At 45.6% G+C, this 24,825-nt stretch carries 22 protein-coding genes; 13 read left to right on the top strand and 9 right to left on the bottom strand.

What is annotated here, in order from left to right; translation table 11 throughout:
- Positions 1-101 precede the first annotated feature (101 nt).
- Entirely contained in the window at positions 102-1,145 is a 1,044-nt protein-coding gene (locus tag ACT6PV_RS02280) for an HPP family protein (RefSeq protein WP_445117000.1), read from the bottom strand.
- A 384-nt stretch (positions 1,146-1,529) separates the two neighbouring features.
- On the opposite strand from ACT6PV_RS02280, the gene ACT6PV_RS02275 reads away from it, so the two are divergent.
- Complete coding sequence (locus tag ACT6PV_RS02275) at positions 1,530-2,939, top strand: SLC13 family permease (RefSeq protein ID WP_445114886.1); 1,410 nt, start codon at positions 1,530-1,532, stop codon at positions 2,937-2,939.
- A gap of 308 nt (positions 2,940-3,247) precedes the next feature.
- Positions 3,248-4,663, top strand: coding sequence for an SLC13 family permease (locus ACT6PV_RS02270; protein ID WP_445114885.1), 1,416 nt, complete (start codon positions 3,248-3,250; stop codon positions 4,661-4,663).
- Between the two features lie 23 nt (positions 4,664-4,686).
- Here ACT6PV_RS02270 and ACT6PV_RS02265 read toward each other — a convergent pair whose 3' ends face one another.
- Positions 4,687-4,890, bottom strand: a complete 204-nt coding sequence (locus ACT6PV_RS02265; protein WP_445114884.1) for a hypothetical protein — start codon at positions 4,888-4,890, stop codon at positions 4,687-4,689.
- Between ACT6PV_RS02265 and glyQ the strand changes: the two genes are divergently transcribed.
- From glyQ to ACT6PV_RS02250, 3 genes are all read left to right on the top strand, one after another.
- Complete coding sequence (gene glyQ / locus ACT6PV_RS02260; RefSeq protein ID WP_445114883.1) at positions 4,889-5,866, top strand: glycine--tRNA ligase subunit alpha; 978 nt, start codon at positions 4,889-4,891, stop codon at positions 5,864-5,866. The two genes, ACT6PV_RS02265 and glyQ, sit on opposite strands and share 2 nt — an antisense overlap.
- A 1-nt stretch (position 5,867) precedes the next feature.
- Positions 5,868-7,937, top strand: coding sequence for a glycine--tRNA ligase subunit beta (glyS, locus tag ACT6PV_RS02255; protein ID WP_445114882.1), 2,070 nt, complete (start codon positions 5,868-5,870; stop codon positions 7,935-7,937).
- Positions 7,938-8,490: 553 nt separating this feature from the next.
- Positions 8,491-8,991, top strand: coding sequence for a hypothetical protein (locus ACT6PV_RS02250; protein ID WP_445114881.1), 501 nt, complete (start codon positions 8,491-8,493; stop codon positions 8,989-8,991).
- Position 8,992: 1 nt separating this feature from the next.
- On the opposite strand, the gene ACT6PV_RS02245 is transcribed toward ACT6PV_RS02250, so the two are convergent.
- Together ACT6PV_RS02245 and ACT6PV_RS02240 are read right to left on the bottom strand one after the other, a co-directional pair.
- Positions 8,993-9,955: a 2-hydroxyacid dehydrogenase gene (locus tag ACT6PV_RS02245; protein ID WP_445114880.1), complete on the bottom strand. Its 963-nt coding sequence runs from the start codon at positions 9,953-9,955 to the stop codon at positions 8,993-8,995.
- A 105-nt stretch (positions 9,956-10,060) separates the two neighbouring features.
- Entirely contained in the window at positions 10,061-11,323 is a 1,263-nt protein-coding gene (locus ACT6PV_RS02240) for a hypothetical protein (RefSeq protein WP_445114879.1), read from the bottom strand.
- 124 nt (positions 11,324-11,447) lie between these two features.
- Here ACT6PV_RS02240 and ACT6PV_RS02235 point away from each other — a divergent pair, with 124 nt between their 5' ends.
- Complete coding sequence (locus ACT6PV_RS02235) at positions 11,448-12,239, top strand: class I SAM-dependent methyltransferase (protein WP_445114878.1); 792 nt, start codon at positions 11,448-11,450, stop codon at positions 12,237-12,239.
- 124 nt (positions 12,240-12,363) lie between these two features.
- On the opposite strand, the gene ACT6PV_RS02230 is transcribed toward ACT6PV_RS02235, so the two are convergent.
- The 4 genes from ACT6PV_RS02230 to ACT6PV_RS02215 form a co-directional block, all read right to left on the bottom strand.
- On the bottom strand, positions 12,364-13,287 hold the full coding sequence (locus ACT6PV_RS02230) for an RsiV family protein (RefSeq protein ID WP_445114877.1): 924 nt from the start codon (positions 13,285-13,287) through the stop codon (positions 12,364-12,366).
- 227 nt (positions 13,288-13,514) lie between these two features.
- Positions 13,515-13,922 carry a protease inhibitor I42 family protein gene (locus ACT6PV_RS02225; protein ID WP_445114876.1) on the bottom strand — a complete coding sequence of 136 codons (408 nt, stop codon included), beginning with the start codon at positions 13,920-13,922 and terminating at the stop codon, positions 13,515-13,517.
- A gap of 106 nt (positions 13,923-14,028) precedes the next feature.
- A complete protein-coding gene (locus tag ACT6PV_RS02220; protein WP_445116999.1) occupies positions 14,029-14,589 on the bottom strand; it encodes a hypothetical protein in 561 nt (186 codons plus the stop codon).
- A 180-nt stretch (positions 14,590-14,769) separates the two neighbouring features.
- Positions 14,770-15,237 carry a Holliday junction resolvase-like protein gene (locus ACT6PV_RS02215; protein WP_445114875.1) on the bottom strand — a complete coding sequence of 156 codons (468 nt, stop codon included), beginning with the start codon at positions 15,235-15,237 and terminating at the stop codon, positions 14,770-14,772.
- Positions 15,238-15,366: 129 nt separating this feature from the next.
- Between ACT6PV_RS02215 and ACT6PV_RS02210 the strand changes: the two genes are divergently transcribed.
- The gene (locus ACT6PV_RS02210) at positions 15,367-16,011 is read left to right on the top strand and encodes a ParA family protein (protein ID WP_445114874.1); all 645 of its coding nucleotides are present in this window, start codon (positions 15,367-15,369) and stop codon (positions 16,009-16,011) included.
- Between the two features lie 117 nt (positions 16,012-16,128).
- Positions 16,129-17,241, top strand: coding sequence for an AI-2E family transporter (locus tag ACT6PV_RS02205; protein WP_445114873.1), 1,113 nt, complete (start codon positions 16,129-16,131; stop codon positions 17,239-17,241).
- Positions 17,242-17,546: 305 nt separating this feature from the next.
- On the opposite strand, the gene ACT6PV_RS02200 is transcribed toward ACT6PV_RS02205, so the two are convergent.
- Positions 17,547-17,816, bottom strand: coding sequence for a transposase (locus ACT6PV_RS02200; RefSeq protein ID WP_445114872.1), 270 nt, complete (start codon positions 17,814-17,816; stop codon positions 17,547-17,549).
- A gap of 237 nt (positions 17,817-18,053) precedes the next feature.
- Between ACT6PV_RS02200 and ACT6PV_RS02195 the strand changes: the two genes are divergently transcribed.
- From ACT6PV_RS02195 to ACT6PV_RS02175, 5 genes are read left to right on the top strand one after another with little or no spacing between them, the layout of a single operon-like run.
- Positions 18,054-20,696, top strand: coding sequence for a type VI secretion system Vgr family protein (locus ACT6PV_RS02195; RefSeq protein WP_445114871.1), 2,643 nt, complete (start codon positions 18,054-18,056; stop codon positions 20,694-20,696).
- Positions 20,697-20,704: 8 nt separating this feature from the next.
- Positions 20,705-21,757 carry a T6SS immunity protein Tli4 family protein gene (locus ACT6PV_RS02190; RefSeq protein WP_445114870.1) on the top strand — a complete coding sequence of 351 codons (1,053 nt, stop codon included), beginning with the start codon at positions 20,705-20,707 and terminating at the stop codon, positions 21,755-21,757.
- Positions 21,750-21,902: a hypothetical protein gene (locus tag ACT6PV_RS02185; RefSeq protein ID WP_445114869.1), complete on the top strand. Its 153-nt coding sequence runs from the start codon at positions 21,750-21,752 to the stop codon at positions 21,900-21,902. Before ACT6PV_RS02190 ends, ACT6PV_RS02185 begins: the two co-directional genes overlap by 8 nt.
- A gap of 8 nt (positions 21,903-21,910) precedes the next feature.
- A complete protein-coding gene (locus tag ACT6PV_RS02180; RefSeq protein ID WP_445114868.1) occupies positions 21,911-22,960 on the top strand; it encodes a T6SS immunity protein Tli4 family protein in 1,050 nt (349 codons plus the stop codon).
- Complete coding sequence (locus ACT6PV_RS02175) at positions 22,953-24,686, top strand: esterase/lipase family protein (RefSeq protein ID WP_445114867.1); 1,734 nt, start codon at positions 22,953-22,955, stop codon at positions 24,684-24,686. Before ACT6PV_RS02180 ends, ACT6PV_RS02175 begins: the two co-directional genes overlap by 8 nt.
- Positions 24,687-24,825 lie beyond the last annotated feature (139 nt).

Below are 24,825 nucleotides of genomic sequence, written 5' to 3'. Positions count from 1 at the left end.
CTTTCATTCACAGCAGCTTTTTTACAGTCAATTTCCATGCTACGACGATTCACCCCTATTCTGTCGTAGCATTTTTTTATCTATCTGATTTAAAATGGTATTTATAAACGATTCAGTTGTTGCTGCAATGCCGCAATCATATCGGCACGGCTGATCATGCCCACCAGCTGCTGATGCTCAACCACTGGAATATAATTGAAGGAACGCTCCACAAAATAAGGTACCAGGTCCTGAATGGGTTGTGTCGGCTGAACTGTGACCACCTTACGGTCCATGATCTGTTTCACCAGATGTTCCCATGACGCCCTTGGATCTGCTGCGCGCCTGAACCATTCCACGACCTCATATAAGGCCAGTGTTCCCACCAGTTCATGCTTGGAATTCACCACCGGTAAGCTCATTAAATTGACCTGTCTGAATTTATCCAGCGCCCGTGGAATGTCATCTTCCATGTGCAGGGAAATCACATCCCGGCTCATAATGTCCTGACACTGATAAATACTGACCGCCCTCGCATTGGCTTTTTCCTGCGCTTCCAGAATGATTTTCTGTAAATCATACTCACTGATATCCAGCAGCTCCGTCTGATGTTCCAGTACATCCTGAATGTCCTTCGGCTGAATGCTGACTTTCTGGGTCGGGGTCGGGTCACTGGAACGGGTATTCAGCTGCACTGCCTGAGGATATTGCTTTCCCAGCAGCCGATTAAAAACCACCGCCACCAGTAACAGCAGCACTGAATTCAATAAAACCGGATAAAGAATAAAATTGTAGCCCAGCTGATGTACCGGTTCACCGCCCAGTACGGCAGTAATGGCAACTGCACCGCTCGGTGGATGCAGGGAGTCCGTGGTCATCATCAGTAAAATGGAAAGCGCCACGGCAAGACTGAATGCTTCGGTCAGATCGGGGATATACAGGGCACAGCTGACTCCGATCATGGCAGCAATAATATTGCCCGTTACCATATTCCAGGGCTGTGCCAGCGGGCTTGCCGGGACCGCAAACAACAATACGGAAGATGCACCCATCGGAGCGATATACCAGGCCTGAACATCGCCCAGTACCCACCAGCTGATGCATGATGAAATCACCAACCCCAGTAATGCCCCCAGGGTACACCAGAGCCGTTCTTTCAGCGGCATCACTTTAAAATTGGGTTTTAGAGTATTTAACCATTGCTGCCGGGCTAAACGCACCTTGCACCTTCCCTGACTTTTTTACGTCACTGATCAATGGCTTGAGTATACTGCAAACCCTTCTGAACAGGTATTTCAATTATATCTTTATGGAATCAGAAAATCTGATAACCCCGTGCAGACCACAGTTAAATCATCCGCCACTGCATTCAGAATGCTCCAGCAGGATAATGTCATCAAAAGGTGTAGACCGGGTTTTATACTGAGCATTTAGAATTTCATGAATGCCCTGGAGAATGTTATATTTCAATTTCTCTTAAAAACCAGGTCCATACGAGTCAGAAATTTTATGAATTCAGCTCATGACGACTTAGATTATAAGGATATTCCATGAATGCACCTCTTTCTGCAGCACCTGACAGTACAATGCCCAGAGGGGTATTGAAAGGCTGGATCATTATTCTTGTTGCTGCATTGCTGTCCTACGGTCTTTTTCAGATTCTCCCTTATGATGAAAATGCCAGTAAAGGATTAAGCCTGCTGTTATTTATTGCCATTTTATGGCTGACGGAAGCCGTTCATATCACCATCACTGCTTTACTGGTACCTGTACTGGCGGTACTCACCGGTATGCCGGCTGAAAGCAAGGGAGAACTGGCCCCCATCACCACAGCCAAAGCCCTCAGCACCTTTGCAGATCCCATTATTTTTCTGTTTTTTGGAGGGTTTGCACTGGCCACGGCCTTACGGATCCAGAAACTGGACCGCAAAATTGCCATGTGGATTATTTCCATTTCCGGGGGGCACCTGGGCATTTCGGTGCTGATGATTTTTGCAGCAACGGCACTGCTTTCCATGTGGATTTCCAATACAGCAACTGCTGCAATGATGCTGCCGCTGGCACTGGGATTGCTTTCACAGATTGATGCAGCCCGGGAGCGTAAAACCTTTATTTTTATTTTACTGGGGATTGCCTACTCCGCCAGCATCGGTGGGCTGGGCACACTGGTGGGTTCTCCGCCCAATGCCATTGCCGCCAAAGCACTCGGTTATGATTTTGCAGACTGGATGAAAATCGGTCTGCCCATGATGCTGCTGATTCTGCCGGCTATGCTACTCAGTTTGTATCTGGTACTGCGTCCAACGCTGAATCGGAAAATCAGCTTTCAGACTGAGAATATTCCCTGGACCGGTAGTCGTATTGCAGCCATGCTGCTGTTTATCTGTACAGCACTGGCCTGGATTTTCAGTAAAAGTCTGAGTGACAGCCTGGGCATCAGCCAGCCGGACACCTGGGTGGCACTGGTTGCCGCCTGTCTGGTGGTCATGCTGGGAACCGCCAGCTGGAAAGATGTCGCAGACAATACCGACTGGGGTGTATTGCTGTTGTTCGGTGGTGGGCTGACCTTAAGCGCTGTGCTAAAAGATTCCGGTTCTTCGCTGGTGCTTGGACAGACACTGGCCAGCACCTTTGGGCAGGCTTCTCCATTTCTGGTGATTGTCATTGTGACCGCTTTTATTATTTTCCTGACCGAGTTCACCAGCAATACCGCCTCTGCTGCCTTGCTGGTGCCTGTCTTTGCTGCCATTGCAGATCATATGGGCATGCCTAAGGAAATCCTGGTGATTGTGATTGGCATCGGTGCGTCCTGTGCATTTATGCTGCCGGTTGCAACTCCGCCGAATGCCATTGTTTTTGGTACAGGTCACATTCGTCAGAGTGAAATGATGCGGGTCGGACTGGTGCTGAATATCATGTGCATTGCATTAATTTCCACTTTTATTTACTGGTTCTTTTAACCCATCTGATAAAAGCGCTTCGGCGCTTTTATTTTTAGCCGCATGATCACCGAACATCCATCTACCACAGTTTCATCCGCCATTTTCCAGCAGAATATCGATAAATATTCAATTATGTTATTTTTCTTATCCTGAACTTGCCAGCAGGCAGATCTTCCGACAAAGTCCACAATGGATTAAAAAATATCCCGGATGAGCGTTAACCTGATTAACCGGCGGTAAATTGATTAAAAAAACCAATTGTATGAGTCCGCACTTTGCATCCTGGTCCATGCAGCTGATTCAGCAATGCTAAAGGATGGTCTCCCATGAACACTGCATCTCCTGTCGAAACACCTGCCCATATCATGCCCAGAGGCCTGCTGAAAGGCTGGATCATTATTCTTGTTGCTGCCGTACTCTCCTTCGGTCTGTTTCAGATTCTCCCCTATGATGAAAATGCCCGTAAAGGTATAAGCCTGCTGTTCTTTATTGCCACCCTGTGGTTAACAGAAGCCATTCACGTCACTGTGGCTGCACTGCTGGTGCCGGTACTGGCGGTACTGATCGGCATACCGGCTGAGACTGATGGAAAACTGGTTCCCATCAGTACAGTCAAAGCACTGAGTGACTTTGCCAATCCCATTATTTTCCTGCTTTTCGGCAGCTTTGCCCTGACCACAGCTCTGCGTGTCCAGAAATTGGACCGGAAAATTGCCATGTGGATTATTACCATTTCCAGGGGGCATCTCGGCGCTGCGGTACTGATGATGTTTGCGGCAACTGCTGTACTTTCCATGTGGATTTCCAATGTCACCACAGTCACTATGATGTTGCCGCTGGCACTGGGGCTGCTCTCACACATGGACACCGTCCGGGAACGAAAAACCTTTGTTTTCATCTTATTGGGGATTGCCTACTCCGCCAGCATCGGTGGACTGGGCACACTGGTGGGTTCTCCACCCAATGTCATTACGGCCAAAGCGATTGGCTATGACTTCAGCGACTGGATGAAGGTCGGGCTGCCCATGATGCTGTTGCTTTTCCCGGCCATGCTCGCCAGTCTATATCTGGTATTACGCCCGGCGCTGAATCAGAAAATCACCTTCCAGACCGAAAACATCCGCTGGACCGGTATGCGCATAACCGCCATGCTGCTGTTTGTCGGCACAGCACTGGCCTGGGTGTGCAGTAAAAACATCAGTGACCATCTGGGCATCAGCCAGCCGGACACCTGGATTGCCATGGTAACCGCCTGTCTGGTCGTGATTACCGGCACCGCCAGCTGGAAAGACGTCGCAAATAATACCGACTGGGGAGTTCTTTTACTGGTGGCCGGTGGCCTGACACTGAGCGGTATCCTCAAGGACTCCGGCACCTCACTGGTATTGGGACAGGCCCTTGCCGGCGCCTTCGGTCATGCGTCTGCATTTTTAATTCTTGTACTCGTTGCTACATTCCTGATTATTCTGACCGAATTTACCAGCAATACTGCCACTGCAGCCCTTATGGTTCCCGTATTTGCGGCAATTGCCGGTCAGGTTGGTGTGCCAAAGGAGATGCTGGTGCTGGTGGTGGGTATCGGAGCATCCTGTGCCTTTATGCTGCCGGTTGCCACCGGGCCGAATGCCGTGGTTTTTGGTACAGGTCATATCCGCCAGAGTGAGATGATGCGGGTCGGACTGGTGCTGAACATCATGTGCATTGTATTGGTTCCAGCCTTTATTTACTGGTACTTTCACTGACACTCAAAAGCACCTCGGTACTTTTATTTCCGGTCGCCTGGCTGTCCGGACAGCCAGGCGAATACATCGCAAATCAGCACGGATTGTTCATTGCGTGTTTTCATTGCTTTATACAGGCCACATAGATCTGATTGCTGACTGAATTTTGCAGAGAAGCCTTTGCCACACCTCCCCAAAATCCTTATACTTAAAGCCAATTTTTCCTCTGATTTTAATGGATGCTGCATGAGTCGCGCCATATCGCATATTGATACATTTCAAGGCTTAATTCTTGCCTTACAAAACTATTGGGCTGAACAGGGGTGTGTAGTATTACAGCCCTACGATATGGAGATGGGTGCCGGAACATTTCACACGGCAACCTTTCTGCGCGCATTGGGGCCAGAAACCTGGAATGCGGCTTATGTGCAGCCTTCACGCCGTCCGAAGGACGGCCGTTATGGGGAGAACCCAAACCGCCTGCAGCACTATTACCAGTTCCAGGTGGTGTTAAAGCCAAATCCGGACAATATTCAGCAGTTGTATCTGGATTCATTAAAAGCCATTGGCATTGACCCATTGGTCCATGACATCCGTTTTGTGGAAGATAACTGGGAGTCACCTACCCTGGGCGCCTGGGGACTGGGCTGGGAAGTCTGGTTAAACGGTATGGAAGTGACGCAGTTCACTTACTTCCAGCAAGTCGGTGGTGTGGAATGTTATCCGGTCACCGGCGAGATCACCTATGGCCTGGAACGGCTGGCCATGTATCTACAGGGTGTGGATTCTGTTTACGACCTGGTCTGGACCAGGGGCCAGTTTGGTACAGTGACCTATGGCGATGTGTTTCATCAGAATGAAGTGGAACAGTCCACCTATAACTTTGAATATGCCAATGTTGAAAAAATGTTTGAATTTTTCGACTTCCACGAAACGGAAGCCAATCGCCTGATGGAGGCAAAACTGCCACTGCCGGCCTATGAGCAGGTCATCAAGGCATCACATTGCTTCAACCTGCTGGATGCCCGTGGCGCCATTTCCGTCACTGAACGTCAGCGCTATATTCTACGGGTCCGTACCCTGGCCCGTGCAATCGCCCAGAGTTATGTTCAGGCACGTGCAGCACTCGGCTTCCCGATGGCAGAACCCCATTTACGTGATGAAGTCCTGGCTCAGCTGAAGGCACAGGCTGAAGCAGATGCAGCAAAGGCGGAGAAAAACTAAAATGACACAACATACTGTTTTATTCGAACTGGGCTGCGAAGAATTACCACCGAAAAGTCTGAAAGTCTTAAGTGAGGCACTGCAAGCCGAAACAGAAAAAGGTCTGAATGCTGCAGGTCTGAACTTTTCATGCATTGAAGCCTATGCTGCCCCACGCCGCCTTGCACTGAAAATTACCAATGTAGATGGTGCTCAGCCAGATACACAAAAACGCTTTGATGGCCCTGCTGTACAGGCAGCTTATGATGCAGACGGCAAGCCGACCCGGGCACTGGAAGGCTTTATGCGTGGTCAGGGCATTACTGTTGACCAACTTTCCACCTTTCAGGCCGGTAAAGTAGAAAAAGTATGCTATTTAAAGGATGTACAGGGTCAAGATCTGGATGCCTTACTTCCACAGATTCTACAGACTGCACTGGATAACCTGCCAATTGCAAAACGTATGCGTTCAGCAGCAAGCCGGACTGAATTTGTGCGTCCAGTCAAATGGGTGGTTTTGCTGAAGGATGATCAGGTTATTGATGCAACCATTCAGGATCACCAAACCGGCAACCAGACCCATGGTCACCGTTTTCATGCGCCTGAGGCGATTACACTTACCCATGCGGATGCCTATCTGGATGCGCTGCGCAATGCCTATGTGATCGCTGATTTTGCAGAACGTCAGGCAATCATTGACCAACAAGTCAAGGCCCTGGCGGATGAAGTCAATGCAATCGCCATTGTCCCTGCGGATCTGCGTGATGAAGTGACTGCACTGGTTGAATGGCCTGTTGCGCTACGTGCAAGCTTTGAAGAACGTTTTCTTGCAGTACCTCAGGAAGCGCTGATCACCACCATGCAGGACAACCAGAAATATTTCTGTCTGGTCAATGCTAACCACAAATTACAGCCCTACTTTATTACCATCTCCAATATTGAATCCAGAGACCCGACTCAGATTATTGAAGGCAATGAAAAAGTGGTTCGGCCCCGTTTGTCTGATGCTGAATTCTTTTTCCTTCAGGACCAGAAGCAGCCACTGGCGTCACGTAAGGAAAAGCTGGCCAATATGGTGTTCCAGGCACAACTGGGTACACTATGGAACAAATCTGAACGTATTGCTCATTTAGCGGTCGCTTTATCTGCCATTACAGGTGCAAATCCGGCAGATGCTGAAAAAGCAGCATTGCTTGCAAAATGTGACCTGACTTCCGAACTGGTGGGCGAGTTCCCTGAACTACAGGGCATTGCCGGCACCTACTATGCACGTATTGAAGGCGAAAATGATGAAGTGGCTGAAGCTTTAGGTGAGCAATATTTACCTAAGTTTGCTGGCGATGTTCTACCGACAACCAAAACCGGTACCACCCTTGCCTTGGCAGATCGTTTAGACACGCTCACAGGTATTTTCGGAATTGGCCAGGCACCAACAGGTTCGAAAGACCCGTTTGCACTACGTCGTTCCGCCATTGGTATTTTACGTCTGGTGACTGAAAATCATCTGGATGTATCCATTGAAACGCTCATTCGTCTGGCGCTGGATGCCTATGGCGCAGTCCTGACAGATCAAGATAAAACGCTTGCAGATGCTGTTGCCTTCCTGGAAGGACGCTATCGCGCCAGGTATGAAGACCAGGGCGTTGCCGTTGATGTGATTCAAGCTGTTCAAGCCCTGTCACCCAAATCCCCCCTTGATTTTGATAAGCGTGTGACGGCGGTAAATCATTTCCGTGGCTTGCCTGAAGCTGCCGCCCTGGCCGCTGCCAATAAGCGGGTTGCCAATATCCTGGCAAAAGAACAGCAGCCTGAGGGTGAAATTGCTGAATCCAGACTGATTGAAGCTGCTGAAAAAGCACTTTATGCAGAGATTCAAACCGTTAAACCAGTAATTGAACCTTTACTGGCCGCAAAGGACTATACTGCTGCATTGTCTCAATTGGCTGCGCTTCGTACACCGATTGATACATTTTTTGAAAATGTCATGGTCATGGCGGATGATGCTGAATTAAAAACCAACCGTTTACGCTTGCTTGCTCAGCTACGTGATTTATTTACACGTGTTGCTGATATTTCAATATTGCAGCATTAATCATACAGCAACAGGAATACCGCAGCCATCAACGAATGTTTTTCCATCACTCAAAATTGGTAAAAATATTATACTGAAATATAAGGGAATTAATTGTTAATTCCCTTATATTATTTAACAATCATAGCCTATTACAGTTTATGGCATGGCAGGGGCGCCGTCACTGACCGGGATAAACTGTCGGGACGGTGCCTTTGCAAGTATTCTGCCGATATTTTTTTAATTTAAAAAAATAATAATTACTTATATTCATTCTCAAACACAGCATTAACAATTCATACCTATATGTTTCTGAGATGTTGACGAGCTGTGTAATTTTTATCTCAAAATCAACTTTTCGGATTTTTCGCTTTATCATAAGACTATCTAAAGCTTGTCAGCACGCTGAGTTGCCTGTTTGAAAGACAGATTTTCCGTCATTCATCAGATGTCCCAGAAGGCTTACTGCAATGGTGAGCCTTTTGGTCAAAGACAGTTCATATTTCGTCCCTGATGTAGCACAATACTGCCATCAGCCCGCATACTGTAAAGGAATCGATCCATGATAAAGCAGATGAAAATCGTATCTATTGCAGCAGCAATGCTGACGGCAACAGCACTGTACGCCCAGACACCGACAGAAACGAAAACGCCGCCCCCTTATGGAGATAATCCCAATATCTTTAAGGTAATAGGCTATAAGACCCAGCAAACTGTAGAAAATACGGCGGGGAAAATTGGTAAAGCAGCTGAAAAAGGTGTGGATGCTACCGTGAAAAAGGTCAATCAGGCCAAAGATGCCATCGTCGGCAACAGCGGCGGCGTCCCGATTGAACAAAAGCAATTAAGCCAGTCTTCAGCAGAGACGACAGCTACTGCGCCAGTTGTCGCGACAACGCCGGTAACCGATGATAACCGTCAGGTCGTCACATCTGAAACTGTGGCAACCACGGGAAATACTGCCCAGCAAAACCCGGGCACAGACCCACAGACGGCTGTACAACCTGCCACAGGAGCTGATCAAAATGCATCAGATTCAGAGCATACGGGTTCAGATGAAGGGATTCCCCGTTAATTCATCCAGTTGAATTCACCTGTCTGATGGGTTGCCCCTGCATGAATGCCACGGTATTTTCCACCATCTGATCCACAATTCGCTGACGGGCGTCAACACTGCCCCAGGCACTGTGCGGGGTAATCACCAGATTGGGAATATCATCTGCCAGCAGCACATGATCAGGTTGCGGGGGTTCCTCAATCAGCACATCCATTGCAGCACCGGCAATCTGTTTCTGCCTCAGTGCATCTGCCAGCGCCTGTTCATTGACAATGCCGCCACGTGCGCAATTTATTAAAAATGCTGAAGGTTTCATGACGGCAAATTCAGCCGCGCCAATTAAATCCCGGGTTTCTGTGGTCAGGGGACAATGCAGGCTTAAAAAATCAACCCGAGGCAATAAGTCGGCAAAGGGTACACGATCCGGATGCTCCGGCCGGTCCTCAAGTCTACCGATCAGTACCTTCATACCAAAGGCTTCAGCCAGTTTTGCAACAGCCTGTCCCAGCTCACCATAACCGATAATGCCCAATGTCTTCCCAGCCAGCTCAATCACCGGAAAATCGAGGATACAAAAGGTCGGCGACCGACTCCATTGCCCCTGTCTGACGGACTGATCATATTTCATCAGTGATGTCGCCATTGCCAGCATTAAACACAGGGTATGCTGTGCAACAGATGCAGTTCCATAACCCTGGCAGTTGCAAACCACAATGCCCTGTGCCGATGCCTGTTTTAAGTCAATATTATTGGTCCCGGTCGCAGAAATCAGAATCAGCCGGAGCGCTGGACATTGGCGGATGATCTCAGCATCCAGCATGACTTTATTGCTGATAATGACCTCAGCATCATGGACACGCTGCAACAGCTGTGTTTTTTCTGTCACCGGGTACAGGATTAACTCATCAAAAAGCCGCTTCAGTGCGCTCAGGTCCAGATCATTTTTGTCCAGTGATGCGTGATCCAGATAAACTGCCTTCATGATTTAAACCTGTTTTTTAAAAGACCACACTGAATTTAACCCAGCACAGCGTCAGATAGAATACATCCATGCACTTTTTATGTTACACAAGGCAATAGTTCAGGCTTAAATGATGACAAACTTTGCAGTCTCCTGCACAGCATCCAGTTCAAAACTGCAATTGCCCTGTAGATCACAGCTCATATACAGCGCTTTATACATCAGCACATAAAATTCCGGACATTTCTTAATCATAACCGGGGTCATATCCAATGGCAGGGCCTGATCCAGCGGAAACAAACGGGTTACCCGGCGGTCATTCATACAGATCAGATAACGCTGCTGGCTGATCTCCACCTGCGCCAGCCCGCTCTCACGAACATTCAGCGGAATAATATATTTACCATTAATATCAATAACCTGCTGCTGATAGCTTTCAATTTTCTGCGTAATCATATTAAATACCAGCACCTTTGCAAAACTGTCCTGAAGCTGTGCTTTTTTCTCAAACGGTAAATTGACAACGATGCCCAGTTTCAGCAAATCATGCTCATCCACCCGTTTGTTGGTCAGCAAAATCCGGGTAATCGTCTGTTTTAAACCGGCATCCAGAAAATTGCCTTCGAGCTGCAGATCATTCGCTTTCAGAATTTTCCCGAGCGCGGCATTGTGGCTTCCCAGTAAATGGGCAATGACGCTGCGGTAATAGTATTTACTGTTTTTTTTGACTTCACGTATTTGCCGATAAAAATAAACCGGATCATAAGGATGCTCAATCAAATCATGCAACAGCGATGAACTCGCCAGTACGGCAATGACATCGTGACCGGTATAAGGTAAATTCAGGGTATGCAGCTGTGGAATCAGCGGTTTTATTTTCTGATAGTGCTCACGGTCAGCCTGAAAATACGGGTCATAGACCATGATATATTCACAATCGCCAGCAATATCCTGTGGCTGAATACGCATATCTCCATTAACATGCACATCATAAAAATCTGTATAACGGCGGTCTTCGACATCATTTGGGTCAATTGAATATTGCGGGACCATCGCCACCACCCGCTGCATATGCAGTATGCCGGAATATTTAATGGCCGCATAGCCACCCATGGAGCCGCCATAACCCACAATATAACGGTATTGTGCCAGAATCGGTTGCAACTGCTGCAGTAATGCCTGCATGCATGAAGCCGGAAACCATGATTTCTGCTTAGGCATAATGCCAATCACAGCATAGCCATATTTATCGAGTGATTTTTCTGCATTAATCGCCAGTCCTTTGGCCCGGGTAATCAGATCACCAAACGAAAAAACCAGTGTCTCTGCCTTCCCTTCCAGGTAAATTGCCCTGATATGTTCATCTTCAAAAATTATCTGCTTATCCATTGCAATACCAGAAAGTGGGCGCTGTTACTGTTCAGCATAAAAATCCAGTGAATGGATCACTTGTCTATTGATCCTGTTCAGTGTCATATTTTATAGATCATGGCCAGATAAAAAAGCGCAAAATATGACAGATTCCCTACATCCTGCGGCACAGCAGGGCTTCAGTTCTGCGGCAGAACTTTATCAACAGGCCCGTCCGGATTATCCACAGCAGATTGTCCAGTGGCTGAAGGATGAACTGCAGATCGGTCCTGAATCGGTGGCCCTGGAACTGGGCGCAGGCACAGGCAAATTCCTGAATTATCTGAAACAGGCAACAACGCATGTTACCGCGGTTGAGCCTGTCACAGAAATGCTGCAACAGTTAAAAATGCGGCATCCCGACATACAGACGCTTCAGACCAGCAGTGATCAGTTGCCCCTGGCATCCCAGACAGTAGATGCTGTTTTATGCGCGCAGTCTTTTCACTGGTTTGCCAATATGGAAACCCTGAAGGAAATTCACCGGGTACTGACGCCCACAGGACAGCTGGGACTGGTCTGGAACCAGCGCGATGAAAGTATCGACTGGATTAAAGCACTGGCAGATCTGCTCATTTCACTGGAAGGTGACACGCCGCGCTATCATAGTGACGAATGGAAACAGGTCTTTGAACACCAATCCCTGTTTCAGCTGAACAGTGTCAAAGTATTTTCCCAGTTGCACCGTGGGACGGTGGAACATGTCGTGAGCCAGCGGTTGCTTTCCACCAGTTTTATTGCCTGTATGCCGCCAGCACAGCAACAACAACTCAAACAGCAGTTTGAACAGATTGTGCTGCACTATACAGGCAAACACCCACAGGATCAGATTGATTTACCCTATATCACTTATGCCTGGCATTTCGGAAAACTGGACAATCAATCATCCAGCTAAAAAAATAAGCAAAGAGGAAAATCGATAGACTGAACTGAAAATTCGAGGGATCGAATGCTCCATACCGTTTTCTGTCACCGATGGTTTTTCAGGCCTCAGGTGACAGGATCACGGAGTGCACACCCTATGGCTTAGCAACCTTTACAGTTTCTGGCAAATATTCAGGCTTTAGAATCCCCTGTAATTTGTCATATGGAATAACCAATGAAGGCAGGCCTGCCGCATACGGCGCAATATCATATTCACCATATTGTAATAACAGTCCTTTTTCATCCAATGTAAAATTATCAGAAAGATGAAATTTCCACATTTGCTCATATTCTTTTAAATTATCGGTCAGCTCAGATTCCATTACCCATGCCTTAAATACCTCATGGGCTTGCTGCTCTAACGCCGATTTTTGTTTTGGCACTAATAAATCATCTAATTGCATCAGTTTTTGTTGTTTTAAATCGAAATTATAATACTGTTTAGTTCCAGAGCCATGCGCCCCACTTAAATAGTTATCCATCTCAAGTGCTACTACTGCCAATGCATCATTTGTCTTTAAAATAGAAGGTTTAATCATTAACTGAATATGATGATCAGGGCTACTTGCCGTTGACTGTTTATCCAACTGAATAAACGCCTGAGCATACGGGGTAATTTCCTTCACTAATGGCTGGTCAGCAGTAGAAGATGGTGTCTTTTCAGACGAAGCGTTTTCAGCAGGAGATGACGCCGCATTTTCCGTTGTATTCATCTCTGGAGTTTCTACAACCTGAGCTACACTTTTCAGAATTTCCTGATCAATTATTTTATCAATAAATGGGTAATTACTCTGTAAACGTTCAATTTCAAATTTTGCACAGTTATCATGATTACATTCAGGTAATCCACTATTAACTTTGACGATGGATCCATTAAATTTCACCTGTTGTTGCTTTTCTACGACAAGTGGTTGCTGATCCTCTGTCTTTTCTTTAGGCTCTGATTTTGGTTGACACGCAGCTAATAACAAGGCAGCTGCCAAAACCGTTAAACCAATTTTTTCATTAACTTTCAACATGATTTATATCCCAACATCAAATTACATTTTGCCATGCTACGTAATCTACTGAAATATCACCAGTAAACATCAAACTTAGATACAGAATTAAAACATTTTATGATAAATAAAAGATATTATATTTACATGCCGGAACAATGAAAATATCCACCTTCGTCAAAGGCATAATATTTTACACCTCAATTTGCTTAAATTAAGCGGCAAACACTCTCTGAACCTTTAAAATATTACGAAACCCGAACCCGGCACTGCCATTGCTGTTCAGGCTGTTTACTGGACTCCCACGCCCGAACATAAACCAGTTCAATTAATTCCTGGCCCGCTGTCTCTGCATGAAAACGGAATGTCTTTTCCCCACCTGCGCCCACAACAGCTTCTTCTGCCTCGTTCTGCAAATAGGTTTCTTCGGTTTTAAATAACTTTAAAGGCTGCACCAGTTGCCACTGATAGCCTGTACTTGGATTTTCCGGCGCATTAAACACCAGGTTTTCACCCACTTTCATTTCCAGCAGGGTTGGACATTTCTGCGTCAGCGCATATTCATGGGTCCTGCCATCCAGGGTTGGACTGGAACTCTGGCAGGCACTTAAGCCTGCACCCAACACCACAGCGGTCATACAAACCAGGCTTTTCATTACGTGTTACTCTTTATTGTGAATCTGTTTATTGTGAATCTACCGATGATTGGGACATGAGTTTAACACTTTCCGGAATATCGCTCAAATCCGACACTTGAGCTACTTAAATATTTTGCTTTTCAACCCATTGAATTGAACTGACACGAATCAATTTACAGGCGCCATCACCCACACCATTCCAGTCCAGCGCAGACTTCCAGACCAGGTTTTTATCATTGACCTGTACCAGATCGCCCTGTAAACGTACCAGGTCACCCCGTTTCACCTGTTTAATCTGACTGGCAATCTCGGGTGTCGCAGGAATAATGTGCATATTGCTGACCAGTTGGGTGGCCAGCCGTGCAGGAACAGGAGGACGTGCCATTTTCCAGTTCAGATACCGGTCATACTGGTTAATGGAAATTTGCCTGGCAATTTCAGGTTCTGTAAATAGTCCCCGGGTCACGGCATAATCAATGGGCGAAAATTTAGCCTGCTCATCATGACTGTATTCCTTTGAACCCAGGATCCGGAATTCACCCTTAAACGGCTCAAGCACAGAAATGGTCTGTTCTTTCAGGGCAGGCGCCAGTCCCCGGGCAATATTATATTCAACCGACTGATCTGCATTGACATAGCTGACACTGGTGGCCCAGACTGCTGCAAAGACCAGTCTTTTTATCATTAATCGCATATCCAGGCTACTCCTGCACAAGATGAATCCAATTTTAGCATATGCCCATACTGGGCCTGAAAACCAGACTTAAAATTAAGATCCGGTAACAACATACAGAAGTTTCGTGATTTTTTGTCTGCGCCCTGATCATCGGGATTTGAACCCTATACACCGCGTCCATACAGAAAATCAGGGCTCAAAATCAATGCGCACGGTTTCAAAACGGACCCGCCCTTCCTGAATGGCCTGAGCAATGGCCTGCTGCCCACGGGTCAGTCGGGCACCACCACTTTTAATGTCAATAAAAATAATGTCCAGGTCCTGCACGCTTCCGTCACTGTCCCGAAAGTCGGTATAACCATCAAACACCACATAATCCACAGGATCCCCCAGAAATTTGGCGTCGCTTGGCAAATAGCGGAATTCTGGCAGAATCGGCGCCAGCTGTTCAGCCATTTTACCCTTTAACACGGCACGGCTGGTGTTGACACTGCGTTTCTGCGCATTCACCAGCGCCTGTTGATGTTCCAGTTCAAGTTCTGCAATATATTGCTCATATTCTGCTTTTATTCTGCCATTGCGTGTCCCTGACAACACAATCGTGGTCAGTACCATACCCATACAGGCACCAATAAACATCGCCATCCAGACGGACATGTTTTTATCCTGAAATGAAAACTCTGCACAATGTAAACAACATCCAGACTTTTGTCATGTTTCATCAACCTGCCGCTAAAATAATGCTAAGCTAACAGCAGATACTCTTTCACATTTGAATTGTAGACCATGAAAACGATACTCATTGCAAATCTCAAAGGTGGCTGTGGCAAAACAATTACCGCCATCACCCTGGCTTCAGCACTGGCACAGAAAGGCTATAAGGTCGCCCTTGCAGATGCAGACACCCAGAAATCTGCACTGCAATGGCTAAAACAGCGCGCAGAAGATGCGGCTGCAATTCAAAGCCTGGACTGGCGCCATGAAAAATCCATTGGTGATGCACCCGGGAACCTGGATTACCTGGTGATTGATGCGCCAGGTGCCCTGACCGGGGAACATGCCGAACAGTTAATCAGTGAATGTCATGCCATTGTGACGCCGTTACAGCCTTCATTTTTTGATATTGACAGCACCAGACGTTTTTTAAAACACATTCAGGACATTAAGCGCATCCGTAAGGGCAAGGTCGCGGTACATCTGGTAGCCAACCGGATGAAACCCAACAGTGCAAGCTCAAAGGACATTCAGCAATTTTTTGAAAAAATTGACCACAACCCGGTTGCCTGGATTTCCGAACGCAGTGCCTATGGCCAGCTGGCCATGCAGGGCCTGAGTGTTTTTGACAAACAACAGAAGACTTATCTGGCCATTCAGCAACAATGGCAACCGGTATTGGATGCCCTGATTGAAGATTCAGGCAGCTGGTTCTGAGTCTCATGTATTCAGACAGCAGACAGCATAAAAAAATCAGCAGGTCAGGCTGCAATTTCCGTGGCTGAACCTGTGACAATTTCAATAAATCAATGGATCAATGGATCAGAGTAGCTTGTGCAACAGTTTAATCCGACCTTACAGCGTGTGCTGTTATTTGGGCTGTTTTTTATACTGATTTATCTGGGTTTCAACATACTCAAATATTTCATTGTGCCCGTGCTCTGGGCGAGCATTATTACCTACATGACCTGGCCCATGTATAAACGGGTGCAACAGATCTGTGGTGAACACCGCCCCAACCTGAGTGCCTCCATTATGCTGACGCTGGTGATTCTGGTGGTTGGATTACCACTGACCTTTGCCATATTTATTTTACAGCATGAAGGCCGAAACTTATATCTTGACCTGCATCGTCAGTTGTCTTCCGGACAGCTAACCATACCGGAACTGATTCAGAACCTGCCCATTATTGGCAAGGAAATCAGCCGGACCATCGCCGAAATTAATGCAGATCCCACCAGCCTGTCACAGACCATAGGTGCCTGGATTCAGGGACATATGAACTATGGCAAATTTGTGCTGAACAGTATTACCCGGAATGTCATCAAACTGTGTTTTGCGCTGATGTCACTGTTTTTCTTCTATCGTGATGGTCAGACCATTGTGCATCAGGTCAGTGGTGCCATGGAAAAAATCATTGGTCCACGTATTCATCATTATGTTGACACCATTTCTGAAACAACCCGTGCGGTCGTCTACGGCGTCGGTTTAACCGCGATTGCCCAGGCGATTCTGGCCGGAATCAGTTATTTTGTGGCAGGTGTTCCCAACCCGATGGTGCTGACCATTGTCACCTTCCTGATGGCACTGATCCCGTTTGGCCCTCCGGTTGCCTACAGCGCCGTCTCCCTGTGGCTGTTTTCTCAGGGGCAGACTGTGGAAGCACTGGGGGTTATGGCATGGGGAGTCTGTATTGTCAGCACTGCCGATAATGTCATACGGCCATTGGTGATTTCAGGCGCTACCCGCATTCCTTTCCTGTTGATCATGTTTGGTGTACTGGGTGGCCTCGCCAGCTTTGGACTGGTCGGTTTATTTGTTGGTCCGGTCATTCTTGCTGTTTTACTGGCCATCTGGCGTGAATGGCTGCATGAAAATCTGGAACCGGATGATCAGTATCCGGAAAGGACGACAACAGATGGAATGGAACACCGCGATAAATCATAAATCTGCTGTGGCTGAATTCTGCTGCGACTGAGCTGAGTTAATAAACTCATACAATCCGCTGCCTTAAAGCCAATTGCCGTGCAGGGTGATTTTTGCTTGAATAAACTGCAATAGAAAGCAGAATCAGGATGTTTTGCATGCCCTCTGTACGCTTGAAAGTTTCGGTTTTTTACAGTGTGCTGGCAGTGATCACCACAGCATGCAGCACCGCTGCGCCCCGCAATACTACAACAGCCACATCTCCCATACAGGTGGTGACCATGAATGCTGTTTCTGCAGAAGGCATTGGTATAGCCACATGCAAATTAACAGCTACATTTCTTTAAATCCGATATCCAGAGCCTCACAGATGGAAATATTCTGCTGACTGACAATATTCCTGATTTCCTTTTCAGTACAGACCATGCCTGTTCAATTGGATTTAAATCAGGACTGTATACAGGTACATGATACATTCTGGCAAGCTGCTCTATTTCTTTGCCTTTATGAATGGATGCATTATCCAGGATTAAAAGATGCCCTGACCCGGATAAATTCTGAAATAAATACTCAAGCCATCCGGTAAAACTATCCATAAAACCATTATTTACCCATTCATTGCGCCCTGATCAGGTCATGAATAAGCAGACAGATTACAGCCCTGCGTATATCGCTTAAAATTGGTAAAAACATCCTGCTGAAAGATAAGGGAATCCACCATGAATTCCCTTATTGTTTAACTGTCATAAAGTATTACAATTTATGGGGTGGACTTGCCGATCAAACCACCCATAATTATAAAAAACTGCTTAAAAATAATCAGCATGCCGAACATGATCAAGCCATTGCACATCCACGCCGAAATGGACCGGCTCGGGCTGAGTGCCCGCAACCGCAGCCTGCACATCCAGTTTTCAGACCCGGGCCTGAACCTGCAGCTGTTCCTGCAGCGCATCGATGCCGGACACGCCCTCAATGCCGGGCTGAAGGCCGAGCTGCTGTGCCTGTCCATCAATGCCCATATCGAACTGAAACAGCTGATCGGCTGCCGGGTGGCCGTGGACACGGTAACCGACCTGGGGCAACTGCACCGCATCAGCGGCATCATCACCGGGGCGGAAGCCGGCCAGTCGGACGGTGCGCTGAGCATCTACCGGCTGCAGCTGCAGGATGCCACGGCACTGTGGGAAAAACGCCGCAACAGCCGGGTGTTCATGAACAAAAGCGTACCGCAGGTGGTGGAGATCCTGTTCCGGGAATGGCAGCAGCGCAGTCCGCTGTTTGCCGCGTCACTGCAGCTGGACACCCGGGGCCTGAGGGGGGATTACGACATCCGGCCTTTCATCATGCAGAGCATGGAAAGCGATGCGGCATTCATCCAGCGCCTGCTGATTTCCGAATCCATCAACAGCCTGATTGACGAAAGCGAGCCGGTCCCGGCAGACGTGACCAGCCCGATCCAGCCGCAGCTGCTGCGGCTGATTGACGACAACCGCCACTACCGCGCACTGATGCGGGGCAGCATCCGCTACCACCGCAGCGATGCCACCGAAGCCCGGGACAGCATCGACAGCTTCAGCGCACAGCGCAGCCTGCAGCCGACCGCAGTCCACATCCAGCGCTGGCAGGCGGAAGGCCTGTACCGGCAGGACGGCAGCGGTTCAGTGCAAAGCCTGCATCAGCACTCGACCCAGCACAGTGTGGCCCGGCTGGGCCTGGAGGATGCCCGGCAGGACAGCCCGGCGTGGACAGCGGACCTCAACGGAGACGACGGCGCCACCCGCGCCGGCAACAGCCAGCCGGAACGGCTGAACCTGCACCTCAGCCGGCTGCACGAACTGCGGGCAAAACAATTCACGGCAGAGGGCAGCGTCCGCGATGCCCGGGTGGGCTACTGGTTTGAACTGGAACACCACCCGGAACTGCAGCGGCATGACCGGTCCGAGCGGGAACTGCTGATCACGGCAAAAAGCCACTGGCACGAGAACAACCTGCCCAAAGCGCTGCAGCAACAACTCAATGCCCTGCTGACCGACCGGGAACGGCAGACTCACCACAGCACCCGACCACAACACCAGCGCAGCCGGCTGAGCCTGATCCGGCGGCAGATCCCGATGGTACCGGACTACGACGCCCGGCAGCAGCCGGTGGCGCATCCGCAGCGGGCCCATGACGGTGGTGCCGGAACCAGGGACAACGACAGCGACTCCGCCTGGGTGGATGTACTGACCCCGTGGGCCGGGGATGGCTACGGCGCACGCTTTCTGCCGCGGGTTGATGAAATTGTGGTGATCCAGTTCTTTGACGGCAATGTGGACCGTCCCTACGTGGCCGGTCGGCTGCACGAAGGCCATCGGTCCCCGACCCGTTTTGACGGACTGGGCCAGCTGCCGGATACTAAAAAACTTAGTGGCATTCGTTCCAGAGAAGTTGGCGGCGAGGGTTATAACCAGCTGCGTTTTGATGATACGACAGGACAAATCAGTGCCCAGTTACACAGCAGTCATGCTGCAACCCAGCTGAATTTAGGCCATTTAAGTCATCCGAAAGACAAAGCTGAAAGTGAGGGTCGTGGTGAAGGATTTGAACTGCGGACGGACCGGTGGGGGGCGATCCGTGCGTCAAAGGGAATTCTTTTATCTTCAGAGTCATCAGAGCAAGCGCAAGGCGAGCAATTAAGCAGATCCAGTATTCATGAAAATCTAAAGTTTCATAACGAAAGTAATCAATATTTTAAAGAGCTGGCTTCAGCCCATGAAGTTGATGAACCTGACCTGGAATCACAAAACTCTCTTCTGGAAAAGATTGAGCAGTGGAATGAAGGTTCAGATGCTTTGGTCGCTTTACACAGTGAATCGGCAATGGTGTTCAACAGTAAAGAGAACATGCTGCTCGAAGCAAAACAAAATATTGATGTCAGTACACCGAAAAATCTTCAGTTCTTTACGGGTAAAAGCTGGATTGCAAAGGCACTGGATAAAATCAGTATTTTTGCAAAACATGCAGGGATCAGGATTAAATCCGGTGAAGGTGATGTGGATGTCACAGCACAAAAAGGAAAAATGACGCTTTCTTCAAAGCAACAAATGCATGTGTATTCACTCAGTGACCTTGTAAGAGTGGAAAGTGGAAAAGGTATTCTCATTACATCCGGTGGTGGATATATCAAAATCGAAGGTGGAAATATTGAAATTGGCTGTCCGGGTCTGATGGAACTTAAGGCAGGCCAGGTAAAAATCAGTGGTGGCGCATCACTTTCCAGTCAGCTTCCAGCAATGCCTGAGTTGAAATCCAGCTATGACGAGCATTTTATTTTGTACTATCCAGATGGAGCACCTGTAAAAAATCTTAAATACAAAATCACGGCGGAAGATGGGCAGATTTTTGAAGGGGTTTCAGATGAAAATGGAAAAACCAAATTATGTAATGCTGACTTAATGAAAGAGTTAAAAATTGAAATATCTACAGAAGAATGAGATTGCGAATGAAAAAACTAAAGATTTTACTGCTGCTTTCTTTAATGTTACCTGGAACATCCTGTTCAAAACTTCAAGGTGAGGATGAAAAAAATAATATGATTAATTTCAAAGACACAAAAAATATTTGTTTGGGACGTATTGAATTTACCGTCCCAAAAGATGCTGATGTTAAATTCGGTACACTTTCATTTGATGGGAGTGATTTTGAAATTGTTGAAGAGGTAAAAACTCTTGATCAGTATGATCAATTTATCAAAGATAAAATTGAAAATTTAAAAAAAGAAAAGCACGAAACTGAGGGGAATTTGCTTAAACTGGAAAAAATGGGCAGTTTAAAACTGAATCAAAGATCAATTAGTCATATTATTGTTTATAGACCTACTGAGTATACGGATGTTTTATTTAATATAGATGCATATATCTATTTAAATCGAAAATTAATTAAAGTAAAAAGCCAAGCAGGTAATGACAGATTAATGAGAGCTTTAAGTCGAACAGAAAATATTATTAAAAACTTTAAATTAAAACCATCCAAAGGTCCAGATCAAGCAGGCTTATGCTGGAAAGATTACTTTATTGCAGATGATATGAGTGAAAACCGCTTCTTTTTAAGCGAAGCATTTTTATCCTTTCCTTCTTATCCTGAAGTGACGATGAATATTGAAAATAGAGCAAGAGATGAGTCTGATTTACCATTAGTACAGATGATTCAGAAAAATAGGGAAGAAATACCAGAAGAACTTAAAAAAGTATTTAAAGTCAGTGACATTCGATCTGGTGTTAGAGAAATTAATGGTCTAAAAGGTGAAGAAGTGATGACCCATTACCAGCAGCGTTTAAGCTTTGGTCGAGGCTTTGAATCAGGTGCATGGCAATATTTAGGGACTTTGGATGATCCTAAGGATTCTTATCTATATTTAGGCTTGGAAAGTGTGGATGAAGTTAATAATAAAGCGCTAAATGCACCTCTAAATCAAAAGCTCGTGCTTGGATTAAATGATTTTATTTTAGAGAGCATAAAAATATCGGCATTTAATCGAGAGAAAGGACATGATTGAAAAAAATAATAGGATTTATTTTCCATTAGCCACTGACTTATATGTGAGTTTAGATCAAGAGATTTTAAATGAACATGATAAAGCTAAGTTGAGTAATCGTGATTCGATAGAGCCATTAACAACTAAAATAGTTATAGGGGAATGAGATTGCGAATGAAGAAACTAAAGATTTTACTGCTGCTTTCTTTAATGTTACCTGGAACATCCTGTTCAAAATTTCAAGGTGAGGATGAAAAAAATAATATGATTAATTTCAAAGACACAAAAAATATTTGTTTGGGACGTATTGAATTTACTGTCCCGAAAGAAACTGATGTTACATTCGGTGAATTTTCATTTGATGGGAGTGATTTTGAAATTGTTGAAGAGGTAAAAAATCTTGATCAGTATGATCAATTTATCAAAGATAAAATTGAAACCTTAAAAAAACAAAAGCACGAAACTGAGGGGAGTCTGCTTAAGTTTGAAAAAATGGGCAGTTTAAAGCTGAATCAAAGATCAATTAGCCATATTATTATCTATAGAAATAATAAATTTACATCTTCACAGTTTAATATAGATGCGTATATCTATTTAAATCGAAAATTAATCAAAATAAAAAGCCGAGCAGATGATGATAAATTAAAAGATGCTTTAATCAGTGTTGAAAATATTATTGAAAACTTTAAATTAAAACCATCCAAAGGTCCAGATCAAGCAGGCTTATGCTGGAAAGATTATTTTATTGCAGATGATATGACTGAAAACCGCTTCTTTTTAAGCGAAGCTTTTTTATCCTTTCCTTCTTATCCTGAAGTTTTGATGAATATTGAAAATAGAGCAAGAGATGAGTCTGATTTACCTTTGGTACAAATGATTCAGAAAAATAGGGAAGAAATACCAGAAGAACTTAAAAAAGAACTTAAAGTCAGTGACATTCGATCTGGTTCTAAAGAAATTAATGGTATGAAAGGTGAAGAAGTGATGACCCATTACCAGCAGCGTTTAAGCTTTGGTCGAGGCTTTGAATCAGGTGTATGGCAATATTTAGGAACTTTAGATGATCCTACGGATTCTTATATATATTTGGGATTAAAAGGAGTGAGAGATTCTATCAATAAAGAAAATTCATCAATAAGCCAGAAACAAATTCTTCAACTGAATGATTTTATTTTAGAGAGCATAAAAATATCAGGATTTAATCAGGGGAAAGAACATGATTGAAAAAAATAATACCATTCAGGCGACATCAGCAAGCAGCAATAAAACAGGAACACTGGTGGAAATTCCCTGGCCAGATACCATTCCTATTATCTTTATTCCTGGGATTATGGGATCAAACTTAAGAAATAAAAAAAGCAAAGAGCCTGTTTGGCGTATAGGTAATTATGCTGGTGCAGTTAGAACAGTTTATAATCAATCTCAAAAGTCTCCGGCACAATTGCAAAATGAATTGGATGCAGAAAAAACCGAGGTCGATCCAACAGGTGATTTATATATCGATCCAAGAGCAAAAATCACCACCGAAGAAGCAAGAAAGAGATTATGGGGAACGGTACATTGGGAAAGTTATGGACCCTCCCTGATGTTTTTTGAAGGGGCGCTTGCCAATGTACGTTTAGAGGCAACTGAAAAAAATTGGCTGGAAAGTCGGCAAGGTTATCAGTTAATCGTTCAGGATGATAAATATACACCAGACTGGTTAAGTTTATTGAGTTCAAATGAGAAACAGACATGGCAACCGCAAACTGGGTTTGAGAGTATAGATAAGACTGATATTGAAAAACTCAAAAAGTTTAGTTTTCCTGTTTATGCCCTGGGCTACAATTGGCTTCAGTCCAATGCACTGTCCGCAGATGACATTATGAAGACAATGAAAAACATAAAAGCCAAATATGGGAAGAATTTTCATAAATTTATTGTCGTCACCCACTCGATGGGCGGTTTGGTGGGTCGAAATTTATCCACAAAAATGGGAGAAGATATTGCAGGCATCATTCATGGGGTGATGCCCACTGTAGGTGCACCTGCTGTTTATCGTCGCCTGGTTGCAGGTTCTATTGAAGGAAGCGGAGCAAAAGATATCGCAGCTGGACTGGTTTTAGGGAAAAACACAGAACATGTAACTGCTGTTTTATCGAACTCCCAGGGTGGCTTGGAGCTTTTACCCGGTAAAGATTATCGTATTCTTAAAAAAGACAAGACAACAACCCCATTCTGGTTGAGTTTACGAGGTACGGATGAAAAAGGCACCATCCATGTCGTTAACCTGCCTAAAGCTGATCCTTATAAAGAAATTTATAAAGCTCATAATGTCTGGTGGGAAATGGTCAAAGATGAACTGATTAATCCACTTGGTAGAAGATATTCTAAACAAACGCCTAGAAAAAATTTCGAATTTTTGATTGAAGGAGTTCAAGATTTTCACGAATCTATTGAAAAACATTATCATCCACATACCTATGTGCATTTTGGTGCTGACCCTAAAAATCTGACTTATGGTACACTACACTGGAGCCTGGATCGACCTTTGACAGGTCTAAATCCAGCCCAGTTACATACCTTACCACGTGTGAATGGGCAGGAAATTAAAAATAAAAATAACCAGGTGCTTGCACAGATGAAGCAGATCAAAGACAAAAAGGAGAAAAAAGCGTACTTTGATCAAAATTTTATTCCAAACAATGGATTTAGATATATTCGCTTAGCCAATGGAAAATATGGAAAATTTTCAATTTCCAGTAAAAACTTATATGGTGATGGCACTGTACCTTTTTACTCTGGTGTTGCCCCGATATCACCAACAAAACAGAGTGGCATTAAACAAGTATTTCAAATGCAAGGCTTTGATCATCAAGGTAGTTATGCTAATCAGCATGTAAGGAGAAGTGTGTTGTATTCAATTGTTAAGATTATCAAAGATAATAATATTCAGCCGAAGTTTAGATAAACCGGGATGTGTGTGAAAATTAAAAAACTTCTGTTGACATTCTGGTACATTTTCCTCATGTTACAGGAGTTTAAATTTTCACAGATTATGAAATAAAAAGCCGGGATTAACCCGGCATTCCTGCATAGCCACATGTGGA

The sequence above is a fragment of the Acinetobacter sp. WZC-1 genome (assembly GCF_052544965.1).
The sequence above is the reverse complement of the archived record's forward strand: the minus strand, read 5'-3'. Positions and strand labels throughout refer to the sequence as shown.

Excerpts from the sequence above, each read along its gene's own strand:
- ACT6PV_RS02280 (WP_445117000.1), bottom strand. The coding sequence starts at position 1,145 with ATGCCGCTGAAAGAACGGCTCTGGTGTACCCTGGGGGCATTACTGGGG.
- ACT6PV_RS02275 (WP_445114886.1), top strand. The coding sequence starts at position 1,530 with ATGAATGCACCTCTTTCTGCAGCACCTGACAGTACAATGCCCAGAGGG.
- ACT6PV_RS02270 (WP_445114885.1), top strand. The coding sequence starts at position 3,248 with ATGAACACTGCATCTCCTGTCGAAACACCTGCCCATATCATGCCCAGA.
- glyQ (WP_445114883.1), top strand. The coding sequence starts at position 4,889 with ATGAGTCGCGCCATATCGCATATTGATACATTTCAAGGCTTAATTCTT.
- ACT6PV_RS02265 (WP_445114884.1), bottom strand. The coding sequence starts at position 4,890 with ATGCAGCATCCATTAAAATCAGAGGAAAAATTGGCTTTAAGTATAAGG.
- glyS (WP_445114882.1), top strand. The coding sequence starts at position 5,868 with ATGACACAACATACTGTTTTATTCGAACTGGGCTGCGAAGAATTACCA.
- ACT6PV_RS02250 (WP_445114881.1), top strand. The coding sequence starts at position 8,491 with ATGAAAATCGTATCTATTGCAGCAGCAATGCTGACGGCAACAGCACTG.
- ACT6PV_RS02245 (WP_445114880.1), bottom strand. The coding sequence starts at position 9,955 with ATGAAGGCAGTTTATCTGGATCACGCATCACTGGACAAAAATGATCTG.
- ACT6PV_RS02240 (WP_445114879.1), bottom strand. The coding sequence starts at position 11,323 with ATGGATAAGCAGATAATTTTTGAAGATGAACATATCAGGGCAATTTAC.
- ACT6PV_RS02235 (WP_445114878.1), top strand. The coding sequence starts at position 11,448 with ATGACAGATTCCCTACATCCTGCGGCACAGCAGGGCTTCAGTTCTGCG.
- ACT6PV_RS02230 (WP_445114877.1), bottom strand. The coding sequence starts at position 13,287 with ATGTTGAAAGTTAATGAAAAAATTGGTTTAACGGTTTTGGCAGCTGCC.
- ACT6PV_RS02225 (WP_445114876.1), bottom strand. The coding sequence starts at position 13,922 with ATGAAAAGCCTGGTTTGTATGACCGCTGTGGTGTTGGGTGCAGGCTTA.
- ACT6PV_RS02220 (WP_445116999.1), bottom strand. The coding sequence starts at position 14,589 with ATGATAAAAAGACTGGTCTTTGCAGCAGTCTGGGCCACCAGTGTCAGC.
- ACT6PV_RS02215 (WP_445114875.1), bottom strand. The coding sequence starts at position 15,237 with ATGTCCGTCTGGATGGCGATGTTTATTGGTGCCTGTATGGGTATGGTA.
- ACT6PV_RS02210 (WP_445114874.1), top strand. The coding sequence starts at position 15,367 with ATGAAAACGATACTCATTGCAAATCTCAAAGGTGGCTGTGGCAAAACA.
- ACT6PV_RS02200 (WP_445114872.1), bottom strand. The coding sequence starts at position 17,816 with ATGGATAGTTTTACCGGATGGCTTGAGTATTTATTTCAGAATTTATCC.
- ACT6PV_RS02195 (WP_445114871.1), top strand. The coding sequence starts at position 18,054 with ATGATCAAGCCATTGCACATCCACGCCGAAATGGACCGGCTCGGGCTG.
- ACT6PV_RS02190 (WP_445114870.1), top strand. The coding sequence starts at position 20,705 with ATGAAAAAACTAAAGATTTTACTGCTGCTTTCTTTAATGTTACCTGGA.
- ACT6PV_RS02185 (WP_445114869.1), top strand. The coding sequence starts at position 21,750 with ATGATTGAAAAAAATAATAGGATTTATTTTCCATTAGCCACTGACTTA.
- ACT6PV_RS02180 (WP_445114868.1), top strand. The coding sequence starts at position 21,911 with ATGAAGAAACTAAAGATTTTACTGCTGCTTTCTTTAATGTTACCTGGA.
- ACT6PV_RS02175 (WP_445114867.1), top strand. The coding sequence starts at position 22,953 with ATGATTGAAAAAAATAATACCATTCAGGCGACATCAGCAAGCAGCAAT.